We start from the raw sequence: 14037 nt of genomic DNA on the forward strand, positions 1-14037 counted from the left end.
CCTTCGATACACCACGTTTTCAGGTCGTCTCGTCGTCAGCCGTAACGCATGTGCCACTCCGGCGCGCCGGTGTGCGCGTCTACACCTGACGCCACGATGATGAAGCCGTGTGTCTGATAGAAGCGCACCGCACCCTCGTTTTGCTGATAGACCTGAAGTTCGAGCGCATCACGCCGCGTCTGGGCGTGCGCCAACAGTGCGCCCCCGACGCCCCGCCCCTGCTGGGATGGCGCCACGAACAGCGCGGCCAGTGTCGAGTCGCAGAGGGAGAGAAATCCCACGACCGCCTCTGCGACGACATAGACGTGGTTCTCGGCGGCCGGCAGATAGACTTCCTGCATCGCCTGGCGCTGATTTCGCCAAAAAGACGCCGGCACGAAGTCGTGGGCCGTGCAGGAAGCCTCTAACCAGATCTGAGTCATTGCAGGTAGATCCCGCGGCGTAGCAGCCCGAATGCTAGCGATGGGCGGCGTCATAGGCGTGGTCATGGTCGTTACGTGTCGTGTCACTGAAGGCAAAGGGTGAAGATTGCTGACAGCGTGACCGCGATGCAAGCGTCTCAGTCGCCGAGCGCCTCGCGGCGGTTGGGCGGGACCAGCCCGTGGCGGCGCATGCGCCGGTAGAGCGTTGGCCGCGAGACACCGAGCTGACGCGCCACCTGGCTGACGTTCCAACCCGCCTGGGCCAGAGCACGTGCCAGTGACTCGGCCTCGGCCGGCGCGTCGTCGCTTTCATGCCTTAGCTGGGTCGTCCTGGGTATCGCCGATGTCGCAGAGATGGGCGGCGTTGCGACCCGATCGGCGCGGCAGCTCTCGGGAAGGTCGTGCACGGTGATCGTCTCCCCCTCGCGGGTGGCCAGGGCGAACGCCAGCGCACTCTTGAGCTGGCGCACATTGCCCGGCCAGGGGGCGTCGAGCAGCGCGTGCAGGGCATCGGCGCGCAACTGCACGGCACCGCCCTGCTCGGCGGTCAGGGCGGCGAACAGCCGCTGGATCAGATAGCGGCGGTCGGCGCGCTCGCGCAGTGGCGGCAGGACCAACTCGGCGCCATTGAGGCGGTAGTAGAGATCCTCGCGGAAGCGGCCATCGGCGATCAGCGCGGCGAGGTCGCGGTGGGTGGCGGTCACCACGCGCAGCGCCACCTTGACCGGCCGCTCGGCGCCGAGTGGCATCACCTCCTGCTCGGCCAGCACCCGCAGCAGCCGGCTCTGCAGCGTCAACGGCATGTCGCCGATCTCGTCGAGGAACAGCGTACCGCCGTCGGCCTGCGCGATCAGGCCACGCATTCCCTTGGGGTTGCCGCCGGTAAAGGCCCCGGGCAGATAGCCGAACAGCTCGCTCTCGATCAACGCTTCGGGAATCGCCGCGCAGTTGACCGCGACGAAGGCCCCTTCGGCGCGGTCACCGCTGGCATGCAGCGCCCGCGCCAGCACCTCCTTGCCGGTGCCGGTCTCGCCCCGGATCAGCACGTTGAGCGGCTGCCGGCAGAGCCGCCGGGCCAGGTCCAGCAGCCGCTGCATCGCCGGATCGTCCCCCGCCAGGCGATCCAGGGCCGGCGTCGAGGTCGTCGCTACCGGGTCATGGATCTCGCCGGCGGCATCAGTCACGGCGTCAGTCACCGCGCAGATCGGCTCCGCATCACGACGATGCCGGCGGAGACCTCGCGGCTCGACCAGCGCGGCAAAGCGGATCTCACCACTGGCGCGCAGGCGCAAGGCGCGCAACTGGTCCGGCTCGCAGCGCGGCAGCGCCAGCAGATCGTCCAGCTCGGCCTCGAACAGCTGGGTCACCTGTGTCGGTGCCGGCGGCGTCCGCTGGGCGTGGGCCGCGATCAGCGCCCGCCCCTCGCCGTTGGCGGCGAGCACCCGCCCCTGAGCGTCGAAGGCGATCAGGCCACGGCCGTTGAAATGGACGAAGGCGCGGGTGGTGTCGAAGCGCAGGATGGTGGTGTCGCGGTAACGATGCAGGAAGTAGGCATCCTCGATCATCCGCGCGTAGAGCGTGACCAGCGGCAGGCCGAAGCTCTGGCTCTCCAGCCCGCGGGGGGACTGCAGCGCGGAGATATCGAGCACCGCGATGGGCCGCCCCTGGGGATCGTGGATCGGCGCCGCAGTGCAGGTGAGCGCGATATGCGTGGCGTCGAAGTGCTCGCGCTGATGACAGGTCAGAGCGCGCGCCTCGTGAATACAGGTACCCACGGCGCAGGTGCCGGCATGGCGTTCGTCCCAGTCGGCGCCGAGATAGAGGCCGGCACGACGTAGCGCGGCATCCTGTTCCGGGTGACCGCGAAAGTCGACGGTGACCCCGTGGCGGTCGGTCAGCAGCAGGACATAGCCCATCGGCGCCACCTGGGCGAAGAGCTGGTCGACCCCGGCCCGGGCCACGTAGAGGAGTTCGTCCACCGGCTCGCGCGAGTCGACCAGCGCTTCGTGGGTCAGCACACGCACCGGCCGCGGGCGGCTGGGGTCGAGCCGGTAGTCGTCGACACAGCGCCGCCAGGAGCGCTGGATGATCTCACGTCCCGCCAGCACCTCGCGCCCCTCGCCCAGGCGCGCCACCGCGGCGATGTGCTGGCGCTGCGCCTGCTCGAACCTGCCCGCTTTCGTCAAGCCGAGTTCCATTCCGACGCCTCCTGCCGATGGCCAGCTGCCAGACCGGGCCTATGTGAAAGAAGTGGACGCGCGAAGGCAGTTGCCCACCCAGCCTACCCCCTCGCGGCTGGCTGACGCCCTTGTCCGTTGGTCGCAGCGGCACCGGCGGCGTGACAGCTGTCACGCCTGGGTTAACAGCTGTCACGCATCGCCGTTACACCCATGTCGCCAGCGTATCCCCACCCGCCTGACCACATCGGCCCCTGATATACAAAACCCATTTTCATCAACACCTTGGCATCTACGACCAAAGCGCTAGCGCCGCCTGGCACGTTTGCTGCACCGCTTGATCGGCACACCCGATCCGGGTCCGCACGCCCACCACTGGCGTCATCGATGGCAGCTATCGATAGCAGCTCCCGAGAGCCACCATCGATAGCACCTATCGATGACAACGACTCAGAACAACCATCGATAGCAACAACCATCAATAGCAACAACAGGAGCAGCCCATGCCAGCATCCACGCCCACCCAGCAGGCCGAACAGTGGCTGGCGGATTTCGACGCCGCCCTACGCGCCGGCGACATTCCGCGCGCCACCGCGCTGTTTCGCGACGACGGCTATTGGCGCGATCTGGTCGCCTTTACCTGGAACCTGAAGACCCTGGAGGGCCCGGCGGAGATCGCTGCGATGCTCGAGGCGACCCTGGCGCATACCGCCCCCGGCCAGTGGCAGCTCGAGGGCGAGGCCAGCGAGAGCGATGGCGTGATCGAAGCCTGGTTCACCTTTGCCACCGGGGTCGCCACCGGCAAGGGGCTGCTGCGCCTGAAGGCGGGCAAGTGCTGGACCCTGCTGACCACCCTGCAGGCGCTCAAGGACTACCCCGAGCCGCGCGGTCACAACCGCCCCAAGGGCGCCGAGCACGGCGCCAACAAGACGCGCGAGACCTGGCGTGAGGCGCGCGAGCGCGAAGCCGCAGAGCTGGGCATCACCCGTCAGCCCTACTGTCTGATCGTCGGCGGCGGCCAGGGCGGCATCGGTCTCGCCGCCCGCCTGCGCCAGATGAACGTGCCGACCCTGGTGATCGACAAGCACGCACGCCCCGGCGATGCCTGGCGCAAGCGCTACAAATCACTGTGTCTGCACGATCCGGTCTGGTACGACCATCTGCCTTACCTGCCCTTCCCCGACAACTGGCCGGTATTCGCGCCCAAGGACAAGATCGGCGACTGGCTGGAGATGTACACCCGGGTAATGGAGCTCAACTACTGGAGCAATACCGAGTGCGAGAGCGCCAGCTTCGACGAGGCCAGCGGTGAGTGGACGGTGAAGGTGGTGCGCGATGGCCAGCCGCTGACGCTCAAGCCCAAGCAGCTGATACTCGCCACCGGCATGTCCGGCGTGCCCAATGTGCCGCACTTCCCCGGCGCCGAGGAGTTCGCCGGCGAGCAGCATCACTCCAGCCGCCATCCCGGCCCCGACGCCTACCGCGGCAAGCAGGTGGTGGTGATCGGCGCCAACAATTCGGCCCACGACATCTGCGCCGCGCTGTGGGAGAACGACGCCGACGTCACCATGGTGCAGCGCTCCTCGACCCATATCGTCAAGTCCGACTCACTGATGCAGCACGCCCTCGGCCCGCTCTATTCCGAGGAAGCGCTGGCCAACGGCATCACCACCGAGAAGGCGGACCTGACTTTCGCCTCGATCCCCTACCGTCTGCTGCCCGACTTCCAGCGCCCCGCCTTCGACGCCATCCGCGAGCAGGATGCCGACTTCTACCGGCGTCTCGAACGCGCAGGTTTCCTGCTCGATTTCGGCGCTGACGATTCGGGCCTGTTTCTCAAGTACCTGCGCCGCGGCTCCGGCTACTACATCGATGTCGGCGCCAGCGAGCTGGTCGCCAGCGGTGAGATCAAGCTGCGCAGCGGGGTCGACGTGGCCTGCATCAACCGCCACTCGGTGAGCTTGAGCGACGGCAGCGAGCTGCCCGCCGACCTGATCGTCTACGCCACCGGCTACGGCTCGATGAACGGCTGGGCGGCAGAGATCATCTCGCAAGAGGTCGCCGACAAGGTCGGCAAGTGCTGGGGCATGGGCTCCGATACGCCCAAGGACCCCGGCCCCTGGGAGGGTGAGCTGCGCAACATGTGGAAGCCGACCCAGCAGACGGCGCTGTGGTTCCACGGCGGCAACCTGCACCAGTCACGCCACTACTCCCACTATCTGGCGCTGCAGCTGAAGGCGCGTCTCGAAGGGCTCGAGACGCCGGTCTATGGCCTGCAGCCGGTCCACCACCTGGCCTGAACGCCGCGCGACAGCGGCAGGAGACGATGACATGAGTGAACAGCGCATGAAGGCGGCACGCTGGTACCAGGCACGCGATATCCGCGTCGAGCAGATCGAGGTTCCGACCCTTGGCGATCCGTATCAGGTCAAGGTGAAGGTCGCCGCCTGCGGTATCTGCGGCAGCGACCTGCACGAGTACGCCGCCGGGCCGATCTTCATCCCGGTGGAGTCGCCGCACCCCTTGAGCCACGACCAGGCGCCCATCGTCATGGGCCACGAGTTCGCCGGCGAGGTGGTCGAGGTGGGCAGTGCGGTGACCCGGGTGGCGGTGGGCGACCGGGTGGCAATCGAACCGATTCTCTCGCCCCACCGCGACGGCGCCTATCTGATGGAGCGCTACAACCTGAGCCCTCAGCTCGGCTTCCACGGGCTCTCCGGCGGTGGCGGCGGCTTCGCCGAGTACACCGTGGTCGGCGAGCACATGGTACATCGGCTGCCTGAGGGGCTCTCCTATGAGCAGGGCGCACTGGTCGAGCCCGCCGCGGTGGGCCTGCACGCGGTACGCCAGAGTTCGCTCAAGGCGGGCGACAGCGCGGTAGTGTTCGGCGCCGGGCCGATCGGGCTGATGGTGATCGAGTCGCTCAAGGCCGCCGGCGCGGCGTCGATCCACGCGGTCGAGGTCTCCGCCGCGCGCAAGCAGCGCGCCAGTGAACTGGGGGCGATCGTGCACGACCCCACGGAGGGAGAGATCGTCGAGCGGCTCATGGCCGCCAGCGGCGGCGGCTTCGATGTCGCCTTCGAGGTGACCGGCCTGCCCGCGGTGCTCAACCAGTCGATCGCCAGCACCCACCCCGGCGGCGAAACGGTCATCGTCAGCATCTGGGAGTCGGAGGCGGCCATCCATCCCAACCAACTGGTGATCCAGGAGCGCACGCTCAAGGGCATCATCGCCTATCGCCATATCTACCCCGCGGTGATCGCACTGATGCAGCAGGGCTACTACCGCGCCGAGGATCTGGTGACCGCACGCATCGCCCTTGACGACGTGGTCAGCCAGGGGTTCGAGGCGCTGCTCGCCGACAAGGCGCAGGTGAAGATCCTGGTCGACCCCAGCGCCTGAGTCACGACCTCAGGGAGTGGCGGGCTCGATTCGCAGAGCGAGTCCGCCACTCCCTGAGCGGGCATCGGGTCCAGGCCGTCGACGGTCTCAGAATTCACCGCTACTGCACGTTTTCTCGCCACCCTCGTAGCGACACTTCGTCCACTGAACGTTCATCGCATCGCTCTTGGCGGAGGTCCACGCGAAGTCGATCGCCCGGTCCAGGCGGCCGTCAAGCGTGTCGCGCTGAGCATAAGTACCGGAGCAGTCCGGACGTTCGAGGAATTGAATCTCACCGCCATCGCCACTTTCGGCCAGGTAATGCTCCGTGCCGTCGGCATCCCGTATCAGTTCGTAGTCGGTGGTCACACCGTCATCGATCACCGACATCGTGACCGTGTTGTAATCGCTGTCTCCGATCATGACCCGGGCTACCAGATCATCCTGTCCACCCCGAAAGACGTAGCTCAACTGCCCATCGTCCATCGTCACGTCTTCCAGCGTCGCCTTGCCGCCAAACGCCATCGACATGCTTTCGCAGCCGTCTTGCGCATAAAGGTCGTGATTGCACATGACGGTGGCCAACGAGAAGAAGAAGCTGTTCATGGGCAACAGGGAAAACACTGTCATCATTTGCGTCTGGTTCATGTACGCCCCGAGCGCGTCCATGGAAGTGGCATCGGGCTCTTCCAGCCCATTCATCTTTTTCTCCATAGCCGGGTAGAGGGGGGAATCCAGCGATACGAAGGGCGCCCCATCGGCCGGATCGAAGTCAGGCGCGAGACACGACTTCAGTGCACGTTCACCGACTTCAGCCGACGCATTCAGGCTAGCGCTGACAATGCCCATCAACCCCACGGACAACAGCTTGCGTATTGTCGGTCTGTTCATGGCACCCCTCTGATCGACGTTAAAACATCAGCAAAATGAAAGGTGAAAAATATATTCACTCCGAATGACGCCTTGCAATAAAACCTTCGACGCAGTAGATAAACAATGCCAATAACAATGATAAGCACGCCTCTTCCGGCCACTCTCCACAACCGCTGAAATCCATGGGTAATAGCGTTCGGCGCCTGAGTCGAGCAGGCCGCCGCCATCGCCTGAGTCTGATATCCTGAGAAGAAGATCGTCTCTGGCGGCCGGCATTCCGGCCACCGCCGGACACAGTGACGTGTCCGGTACCGCGAACCACAAGGAGCGTCGCCATCATCTTTCCCGCGCCAACCCGTTCGACCTCGGCCACCCATCCAGGCCAGAGATCCGTACGCAAACCCGGCAAGCACCCCCTGTCGTGAGCGACAAACGCCTGTTCCGGTCGCTCAGGGTCTACAACTACCGCCTGTGGGCCGCCGGCGCGCTGATCTCCAACACCGGTACCTGGATGCAGCGGGTGGCCCAGGACTGGCTGGTGCTCACCGTGCTGACCCAGCACAACGCCAGCGCCGTGGGGATCACCATGGCGCTGCAGTTCGGTCCGCAGCTACTGCTGTTACCGCTGACCGGCTACGCCGCCGACCGCTGCAATCGGCGCCGCCTGATCCTGCTCACCCAGGCGCTGCTCGGCCTGCTCGCGCTGGGACTGGGGGTAGTGACTCTCACCGGCGTGGTCACGCTGTGGCAGGTCTACGCCTTCGCCCTGGGGCTGGGCTGCGTCAGCGCCTTCGACGCGCCGGCGCGCCAGACCTTCGTCAACGACCTGGTCGGCGAGAAGTACCTCTCCAACGCGGTGGCGCTGAACGCGACCTCGTTCAACGCCGCGCGCATGGTCGGCCCCGCCGTGGCCGGCCTGCTAATCGCGGCGATCGGCACCGGCTGGGTCTTCATCGTCAATGCCATCTCTTTTGCCATGGTGCTGGGCTCGCTGTGCCTGCTGCGCGTGGGCGAGCTCTACCCGACCCCGCGCCCGCCGCGCCAGGCCGGCGGCCTGACCGAGGGGTTTCGCTATGTGTGGCGGCGGCGGGATCTGATGGCGATCCTGCTGATGCTGTTCTTGATCGGCACCTTCGGCTTCAACTTCCCGATCTACATCTCGACCATGTCGGTCAGCATATTCCACGGCGATGCCGGCCAGTACGGGCTCTTGACCTCCTGCCTGGCGGTCGGCTCGGTGGTCGGCGCGCTGCTCGCCGCCCGGCGTGAGCGCCCGCGGGTGCGGCTGTTGTGCTTCGCCACCCTGAGCTTCGGCCTGTGCTGCGGGGCGGCGGCATTCGCGCCCAATGCCGGGCTCTTCGCCGTAGCGCTGACCGGCGTCGGTCTCTCCGCGCTGACCTTCATGACCGCCGCCACCGCGCTGATGCAGCTCGCCACCGAGCCCATGATGCGCGGGCGGATCATGGCGCTGCGGATCGCGGTGACCATGGGCGGCACCCCGGTCGGTGCCCCCATCGTCGGTTTCATCGCCGATCATGCCGGCCCGCGCTGGGCCCTCGGCGTGGGCGCCGCGTCGGGGCTCGTCGCCGCGGCGATCGCCGCGCGCCTGATGCTCAGGCTGCGCCGCCTGGGCCAGCGCCAAGCGGCCAACGTCTCATAGGCCCAGCTCCCGCGATTCGGCGACATCGATCAGCCGATGCACGGCGGGCAGACTGGCGTCACGTCGCCACACCAGCGTCAGCGGCAGTGCCATGTCGAGATCCTCCAGCGGATGCGAGACCACCCCGGCGGGGGCACCGGCCATGGTCATCTCGGGCAGGATGGTGCAGCCCATGCCGGCGGCGACCAGGCAGAGCATGGTGGCGTTGTCGGTCCCCTCCTGGACCACATGGGGCGTGAAACCGGCGCGCTGAAACGCATGAATCAGACGGTCGTGGTAGGTCGGGGTCGCGCTGCGGTCGAACCAGATGAAATCCTCGCCATTCAGCGCCGCCAGCCGGCGTGGCGGGTGCTGGGCCAGACGAGAGCCGGCCCGCGCCACCAGCACCAGACGATCTTCATACAGCGGGTGATAGCAGAGGCCCGGGTCGTCCTCCGGCGGAAAGAACAGGATGCCCGCATCCAGTTGGTCATGACGCAGTGCCTCGATCTGCGGCCCCGACAGCAGCGAGACCACCTTCAACGTCACCGCCGGGTATTGATGCCGAAAGTCATTCAGCAACTGGGTGATCCGGGGCACCCAGAGATGCATCACCGTCACCCCCAGCCGCAGCTGCCCCATCTGCCCTTCGGAGACGCGCCGGGCATTGCACTTGGCCTGCTCGAACTGGCTCAGCAGCCGGCCCACGTCACGGTGAAAGGCTTCACCCGCGGCGGTCAGCGTCACACCCCGGCGGGAGCGGCGCAGCAAGGGTGCCCCGACGCTCTCCTCGAGCAGCTGGAGCTGGCGGGTCAGCGCCGGCTGCGCCAGTGGCAGGGAAGCCGCTGCCGCGGAGATCGTGCCCTCCTCCACCACGGCCATGAAATAACGCAGCTGCTTGAAGTCCATGGCAGGCCTCGATACGGCGGGTCTCGCCGCGGCGATAGTCGGCAAGCTTCACGACTGCCATCGACAGTCTTCGCGATTGCCATCCAAAAAAAGTATACACAGGCGAGAATAATACGATTTTAACGATGGTTGCCGATACGCCACGATGAGTCGAATTCAACAACAACCGACCATCGCCCATGGATCTCATCGATTCTCCCTTTTTCGAGCGCCATCACACACGCCTCACCGATCTGCGTCAGACGCTGCACCGCCATCCCGAACTGGGATTCCAGGAGCACGGCACCTCACGCCTCATCGCCGACGAACTGACCCGCCTGGAGATTCCCTTCGAATCAGGCATCGGCGAGACCGGTATTGTCGCCACACTCACCGGACAGCGCCCCGACAACGGCCGGCGAGTCGGCCTGCGCGCCGACATGGACGCCCTGCCCATCCACGAGCAGTCGACCCACGACCATGTCTCGCACTGCCCGGGCGTCATGCACGCCTGCGGGCACGACGGCCACACCACCATGCTGCTGGGCGTCGCCGCCTATCTGGCCGAATGGCGTGATTTCGCCGGCAAGATCCAACTGGTGTTCCAGCCCGCCGAGGAGGGGCTCGGCGGCGGCCGCGCGATGGTCGAAGCGGGCCTCTTCGAGCGCTTTCCGATGGATGCCATCTACGCCCTGCACAACTGGCCCGCGCTACCGGCCGGCCAGGTGGCGATTCGTAGCGGCGCCATCATGGCCGCCACCGACCGGCTGGATATCAGCGTGCGCGGCCATGGCGGCCATGGCGGCGTCGACCCGCATCTCTCCACCGACCCGGTACGCATGGCAGGCGCCCTGATCCAGGCCCTGCACAGTGTCGTGTCACGCGACATCGACCCGCTGTCACCGGCGGCGCTGAGCCTGTGCGGCATCCAGGGCGGCGAACTGGACGGCTTTGCCATCATTCCCGACGAGGTACGCATCAGCGGCACCGCGCGAACCCTCGACGAGGCCACGCGGCAGCGATTGGAAGAGGCCGTGCGCCGAACCTGCGCGGGCATCGCCACCACCTACGGCGGCGAGATCAGTCTCGACTACCAGCGTATCTTTCCGGCCACGATCAATGCAGAGTCGGCAGTGCGCCACGTCGAGCAGGTGGCCCGTGCCACCCTGGGCGACGCCGCGCTGATCTCGAACGTCGCCCCCAGTCTCGGCGGCGAGGATTTCGCCTTCATGCTCGAGCACTGCCCCGGCGCCTACTTCTTTCTCGGCACCGCCGAAGGTGATGCGACAGCGCCGCTGCACAATGCGCGCTTCGACTTCAACGATGCCCTGATACCCACCGGCTGCCGGTTACTCACGGCGATCGCGCTCGCCGCGCTGGGGAGCGCTTCCCCGGGCACCTGACATCGGCGCGTCAGGCACCCGAATACCACCACCAACGACGATTCCGGTTCACACCACCAACAACAATGAGGTGATCACGATGTCTCGAACCCCGCTGCCCAGCAAGGGCATGCTGATCTACTTTGGCATCTGCACACTGGCCATGGTGTGGCCGGGTGCGCTCATCGCCAACCGCATCGAGCCCATGATCCTGGGGCTGCCGTTCTTCATCTTCTGGTACGTCGCCTGGGTCTTCGTGCTGTTCATCGGTCTGGTGATCGCCTACCGCCAGGAAAGCGGCGAGGAGGTGGACGATGAGTGATTCCGTCATCATCACCGGGCTGACCCTGGGCTATCTGTTACTGGTCCTGATCGTCGGGCTGCGTGCCAACGCCGGCAAGAGCTCCTCGCTCGAGGGCTATGTCGCCGGCGGCCGCCACGTCGGGCTGCTGGTGCTGTTCTTCATCCTCGGCGCGGAGATCTTCTCCGCCTTCGCCTTCCTCGGTGCTCCGGGCTGGGCTTACGGCAAAGGCGTACCGGCCCTCTATATCATTGCCTACCTGACTCTGGCGGTGATCGTGTGGTGGCTCATCGCGCCCTATATCTCGCGGCTCGGACGTCACCACGGCTTTCTGACCCAGGCCGAGTTTCTCGCCGCCTGCTATCCCACCCGCGGCAACCTGCTGGGGCTCTTCATCGGCATCATCAGTGTCCTGGCGATGATCCCCTACCTGACCATCCAGATCGCCGGCGCGGGGATGCTGTTCGAAGCCGCCACCTCGGGCATCGTCCCCTTCTGGCTGGGTAGCCTGCTGGCCTGCGGCGTGGTCGCCGCCTATGTCTACGCCAGCGGCCTGCACGGCATCGGCTGGACCAATCTGCTCCAGGGCGTGATGATGGTCTTCATCGCCTGGTTCCTGGGCCTGGCGACGGCCGATCAGTTCTTCGGCGGGGTCGGCGAGATGTTCCGTCAGATCCAGCAAGAGGCGCCGGAGTATCTGACCATGCCGGGTGCCCAGGGCATGGGCTGGGGCGCCTTCTCCACCGCGATCCTGGTCAGCGCGCTGGGCTGCGTGATGTGGCCGCATATCTTCATGAAGTTCTACAGCGCACGCAGCGAGCGCACGCTCAAGCGGGTCTTCGTGCTCTATCCGCTCTACAGCTATCTGCTGATTCCGCTGCTGTTCGTCGGCTTTGCGGGGATCGTGGTGCTCGCCGACCAGCCCCTCGACTCGCCCGACGAAGTGCTGCTGACGCTGGTGGTGAAGATGGCCGATTTCCCCGCCTGGCTGATCGGCCTGGCACTCTCCGGGGCGCTCGCCGCCGCCATGTCGACGGCGGCCAACCTGGCGCACACCTCGGCGACGATCCTGGTCCGCGATATCGGCCAGAACCTGCCCATCGGCCGCAATCTCCCCGAAGCGCGCGTGTTGAAGCTGACCCGCGGCGGCGTGATCGTCATCTCGCTGGCGGCCTATCTGCTGGCACTGGCCAACCCGGCCTCGCTGGTGTCGCTGCTGCTCGGGGCCTACGGCATCGTGGTGCAGCTCTTGCCCATGCTGCTGGGCGCCCTGTTCTGGCGTCGCGCGTCCCGCGCTGCGGCCTTCATCGGCCTGGGGGTCGGCGCTGCGGTCACGCTGTACTACCAGTTCCTCGGCGGCTCACCGTTCGGCTGGCATCCCGGCTTCTGCGGTCTGATCGTGAATTCAGCGCTGTTCGTGGTGGTCAGTTTCGCCTCCAAGCGCCAGGAGACACGTTCGCCGGCAGACGCCCTCTCTCCACGCTAAACCTACGCTAACCCCGCGCTAACCGTGCACCACGCCGNNGTGCACGGCTTGCCGCCCCAACATCGCCACTTCCCGTAGGGCTGGATGAGTCGGCAAGGAGACTCAAGACCGAGCCGCAGGCAACACCTCCATATGCTGACGTATGATCTCCGCCAGCCGGGTGACGGCTAGCGAGGGGGCAGCCTCGGCGTAATAGAGAGAGAGTCCCAGAGGGGGTAACGCTGGCAGCCCGACAGCTGACGCCTCCAGCACACGCACACTCGGCGGCAGGCACAGTGGCGTACGCAGGCCAATGCCCAGCCCGGCCGAAATAGCGGCCCAGGTAGCGGCGAGACTGGCACTGCTAAACGCGATGCGCCAGGAGATCCCCGCGCGGTCCAGGGCATCGAGGGCCGCCTGACGCAGAAGACATGGCCCTTCCAACACCACCAGCGGCAGCGGCGCCGCGTGAGGAATCGGCCCGTCAGCGGCAGACGGGCCGATCCAGGCCATGGGAACGCGGGTGAGCAGCTCGCCATCGAGCGCTTCGCCCTCGCCCTGCCAGGCCAACGCCAGGTCCAGCCGCCCCCTGGCAATGTCTTCCTTCATCTGCCCATTGCTGGCGACGCGTACGGCGATCTGCAGGTTCGGATGCGCGCGGGAAAAACGCGCCAGCACACCCGGCAACAGGCGTTCACCGAAATCCTCCTGCAGCCCCAGACGGATACGCCCTTCGAGCGTCTCACCACACATCGCCGCCGCGGCCTCGTCGTTGATTTCCAGCAGCCGCCGCGCGTAGCTCAGCATGAGTTCGCCCTGTTCGGTGAGAGCCAGGCCACGCCCCACCTTGTGCACCAGGGGCTTGCCCGTCTGCTCCTCGAGGCGTTTCAACTGGGCACTCACGGCGGAGGTCGAGCGGTTCAGGCGCTCGGCGGCCTTGGCGAAGCTACCCAGCTCAGCCCCCAGCACGAAGCTGCGCAATACGTCAGGATCAAAGGTGGTTCGGCGCACATCATCAATCCCATTAAAGTGGATCTTGAATCCCGATAATTTCGATTTTAAGGATCATGTTCAAGCGCTAACGTCGACGGTGTCAACATCCACTTTTCAGGAGATCGTCATGCCACTCGTTCGTATCTCACTGCGCCGGGGCAAAGGAACCACGCATCTACAGGCCCTTCGTGACGGCGTCTACGCCGCGCTTCGCGACACTTTCGAGGTTCCGGAAAGCGATCGCTTCATCCTGGTTCACCAGCATGATGACGATGCCTTCGACTGTAGCTCCGACTATCTCGGCATCACACGAAGCCAGGATCTGGTGATCATCCAGATCACCTGCAGCAACACTCGTACTTCGGATCAAAAACAGGCGCTCTATCAACAACTGACGCGAAATCTCAGCGCCTCACCCGGGCTCAGGCCAGAGGATGTCTTCATCAATCTGCTAGAGACGGATCCTCACAACTGGTCGTTCGGCAACGGCGGCATGCAGTACGCTTAGGTCAGATT

General features: G+C 65.9%; 12 protein-coding genes. 7 read left to right on the forward strand and 5 right to left on the reverse strand.

Annotated elements, in window-relative coordinates; translation table 11 throughout:
- Window positions 1-35: 35 nt before the first annotated feature.
- Entirely contained in the window at window positions 36-488 is a 453-nt protein-coding gene (locus DOM66_RS00070; RefSeq protein ID WP_342588172.1) for an N-acetyltransferase, read from the reverse strand.
- 71 nt (window positions 489-559) lie between these two features.
- Window positions 560-2620 (reverse strand): sigma-54-dependent Fis family transcriptional regulator, encoded by a 2061-nt coding sequence (locus DOM66_RS00075; protein ID WP_110688894.1) that lies wholly within the window; start codon window positions 2618-2620, stop codon window positions 560-562.
- 482 nt (window positions 2621-3102) lie between these two features.
- On the opposite strand from DOM66_RS00075, the gene DOM66_RS00080 reads away from it, so the two are divergent.
- Both DOM66_RS00080 and DOM66_RS00085 read left to right on the forward strand, forming a co-directional pair.
- Window positions 3103-4899: an NAD(P)/FAD-dependent oxidoreductase gene (locus tag DOM66_RS00080; RefSeq protein ID WP_110688895.1), complete on the forward strand. Its 1797-nt coding sequence runs from the start codon at window positions 3103-3105 to the stop codon at window positions 4897-4899.
- A 31-nt stretch (window positions 4900-4930) separates the two neighbouring features.
- Window positions 4931-6001: a 2,3-butanediol dehydrogenase gene (locus DOM66_RS00085; protein WP_280951049.1), complete on the forward strand. Its 1071-nt coding sequence runs from the start codon at window positions 4931-4933 to the stop codon at window positions 5999-6001.
- Between the two features lie 87 nt (window positions 6002-6088).
- On the opposite strand, the gene DOM66_RS00090 is transcribed toward DOM66_RS00085, so the two are convergent.
- Window positions 6089-6871, reverse strand: a complete 783-nt coding sequence (locus DOM66_RS00090) for a hypothetical protein (protein WP_110688896.1) — start codon at window positions 6869-6871, stop codon at window positions 6089-6091.
- 403 nt (window positions 6872-7274) lie between these two features.
- On the opposite strand from DOM66_RS00090, the gene DOM66_RS00095 reads away from it, so the two are divergent.
- On the forward strand, window positions 7275-8513 hold the full coding sequence (locus DOM66_RS00095; protein ID WP_110688897.1) for an MFS transporter: 1239 nt from the start codon (window positions 7275-7277) through the stop codon (window positions 8511-8513).
- Here the strand turns inward: DOM66_RS00095 and DOM66_RS00100 are convergent.
- A complete protein-coding gene (locus DOM66_RS00100) occupies window positions 8508-9401 on the reverse strand; it encodes a LysR family transcriptional regulator (protein ID WP_110674986.1) in 894 nt (297 codons plus the stop codon). The genes DOM66_RS00095 and DOM66_RS00100 overlap by 6 nt on opposite strands.
- Window positions 9402-9580: 179 nt before the next feature.
- Between DOM66_RS00100 and DOM66_RS00105 the strand changes: the two genes are divergently transcribed.
- The 3 genes from DOM66_RS00105 (at window position 9581) to DOM66_RS00115 (ending at window position 12549) form a co-directional block, all read left to right on the forward strand.
- Window positions 9581-10783 (forward strand): amidohydrolase, encoded by a 1203-nt coding sequence (locus tag DOM66_RS00105; RefSeq protein WP_110688898.1) that lies wholly within the window; start codon window positions 9581-9583, stop codon window positions 10781-10783.
- Between the two features lie 79 nt (window positions 10784-10862).
- Window positions 10863-11084, forward strand: coding sequence for a DUF3311 domain-containing protein (locus tag DOM66_RS00110; protein ID WP_110674988.1), 222 nt, complete (start codon window positions 10863-10865; stop codon window positions 11082-11084).
- Window positions 11077-12549 carry a sodium:solute symporter family protein gene (locus DOM66_RS00115; protein WP_110688899.1) on the forward strand — a complete coding sequence of 491 codons (1473 nt, stop codon included), beginning with the start codon at window positions 11077-11079 and terminating at the stop codon, window positions 12547-12549. The genes DOM66_RS00110 and DOM66_RS00115 overlap by 8 nt, the downstream gene beginning before the upstream one ends.
- A 102-nt stretch (window positions 12550-12651) precedes the next feature.
- Here the strand turns inward: DOM66_RS00115 and DOM66_RS00120 are convergent, their stop codons facing one another.
- Window positions 12652-13539: a LysR substrate-binding domain-containing protein gene (locus tag DOM66_RS00120; protein WP_110688900.1), complete on the reverse strand. Its 888-nt coding sequence runs from the start codon at window positions 13537-13539 to the stop codon at window positions 12652-12654.
- 109 nt (window positions 13540-13648) lie between these two features.
- Between DOM66_RS00120 and DOM66_RS00125 the strand changes: the two genes are divergently transcribed.
- Window positions 13649-14029, forward strand: a complete 381-nt coding sequence (locus DOM66_RS00125; protein WP_110674990.1) for a tautomerase family protein — start codon at window positions 13649-13651, stop codon at window positions 14027-14029.
- Window positions 14030-14037 lie beyond the last annotated feature (8 nt).

Source organism: Salinicola endophyticus, from assembly GCF_003206575.1.
Lineage (GTDB): Bacteria > Pseudomonadota > Gammaproteobacteria > Pseudomonadales > Halomonadaceae > Salinicola > Salinicola endophyticus.

Bases quoted from the DNA above. Each gene is read 5' to 3' on its own strand.
- DOM66_RS00090 (WP_110688896.1), bottom strand. From the start codon at position 6,871: ATGAACAGACCGACAATACGCAAGCTGTTGTCCGTGGGGTTGATGGGC.
- DOM66_RS00110 (WP_110674988.1), top strand. From the start codon at position 10,863: ATGTCTCGAACCCCGCTGCCCAGCAAGGGCATGCTGATCTACTTTGGC.
- DOM66_RS00075 (WP_110688894.1), bottom strand. From the start codon at position 2,620: ATGGAACTCGGCTTGACGAAAGCGGGCAGGTTCGAGCAGGCGCAGCGC.
- DOM66_RS00100 (WP_110674986.1), bottom strand. From the start codon at position 9,401: ATGGACTTCAAGCAGCTGCGTTATTTCATGGCCGTGGTGGAGGAGGGC.
- DOM66_RS00115 (WP_110688899.1), top strand. From the start codon at position 11,077: ATGAGTGATTCCGTCATCATCACCGGGCTGACCCTGGGCTATCTGTTA.
- DOM66_RS00070 (WP_342588172.1), bottom strand. From the start codon at position 488: ATGACCACGCCTATGACGCCGCCCATCGCTAGCATTCGGGCTGCTACG.
- DOM66_RS00085 (WP_280951049.1), top strand. From the start codon at position 4,931: ATGAGTGAACAGCGCATGAAGGCGGCACGCTGGTACCAGGCACGCGAT.
- DOM66_RS00080 (WP_110688895.1), top strand. From the start codon at position 3,103: ATGCCAGCATCCACGCCCACCCAGCAGGCCGAACAGTGGCTGGCGGAT.
- DOM66_RS00105 (WP_110688898.1), top strand. From the start codon at position 9,581: ATGGATCTCATCGATTCTCCCTTTTTCGAGCGCCATCACACACGCCTC.
- DOM66_RS00125 (WP_110674990.1), top strand. From the start codon at position 13,649: ATGCCACTCGTTCGTATCTCACTGCGCCGGGGCAAAGGAACCACGCAT.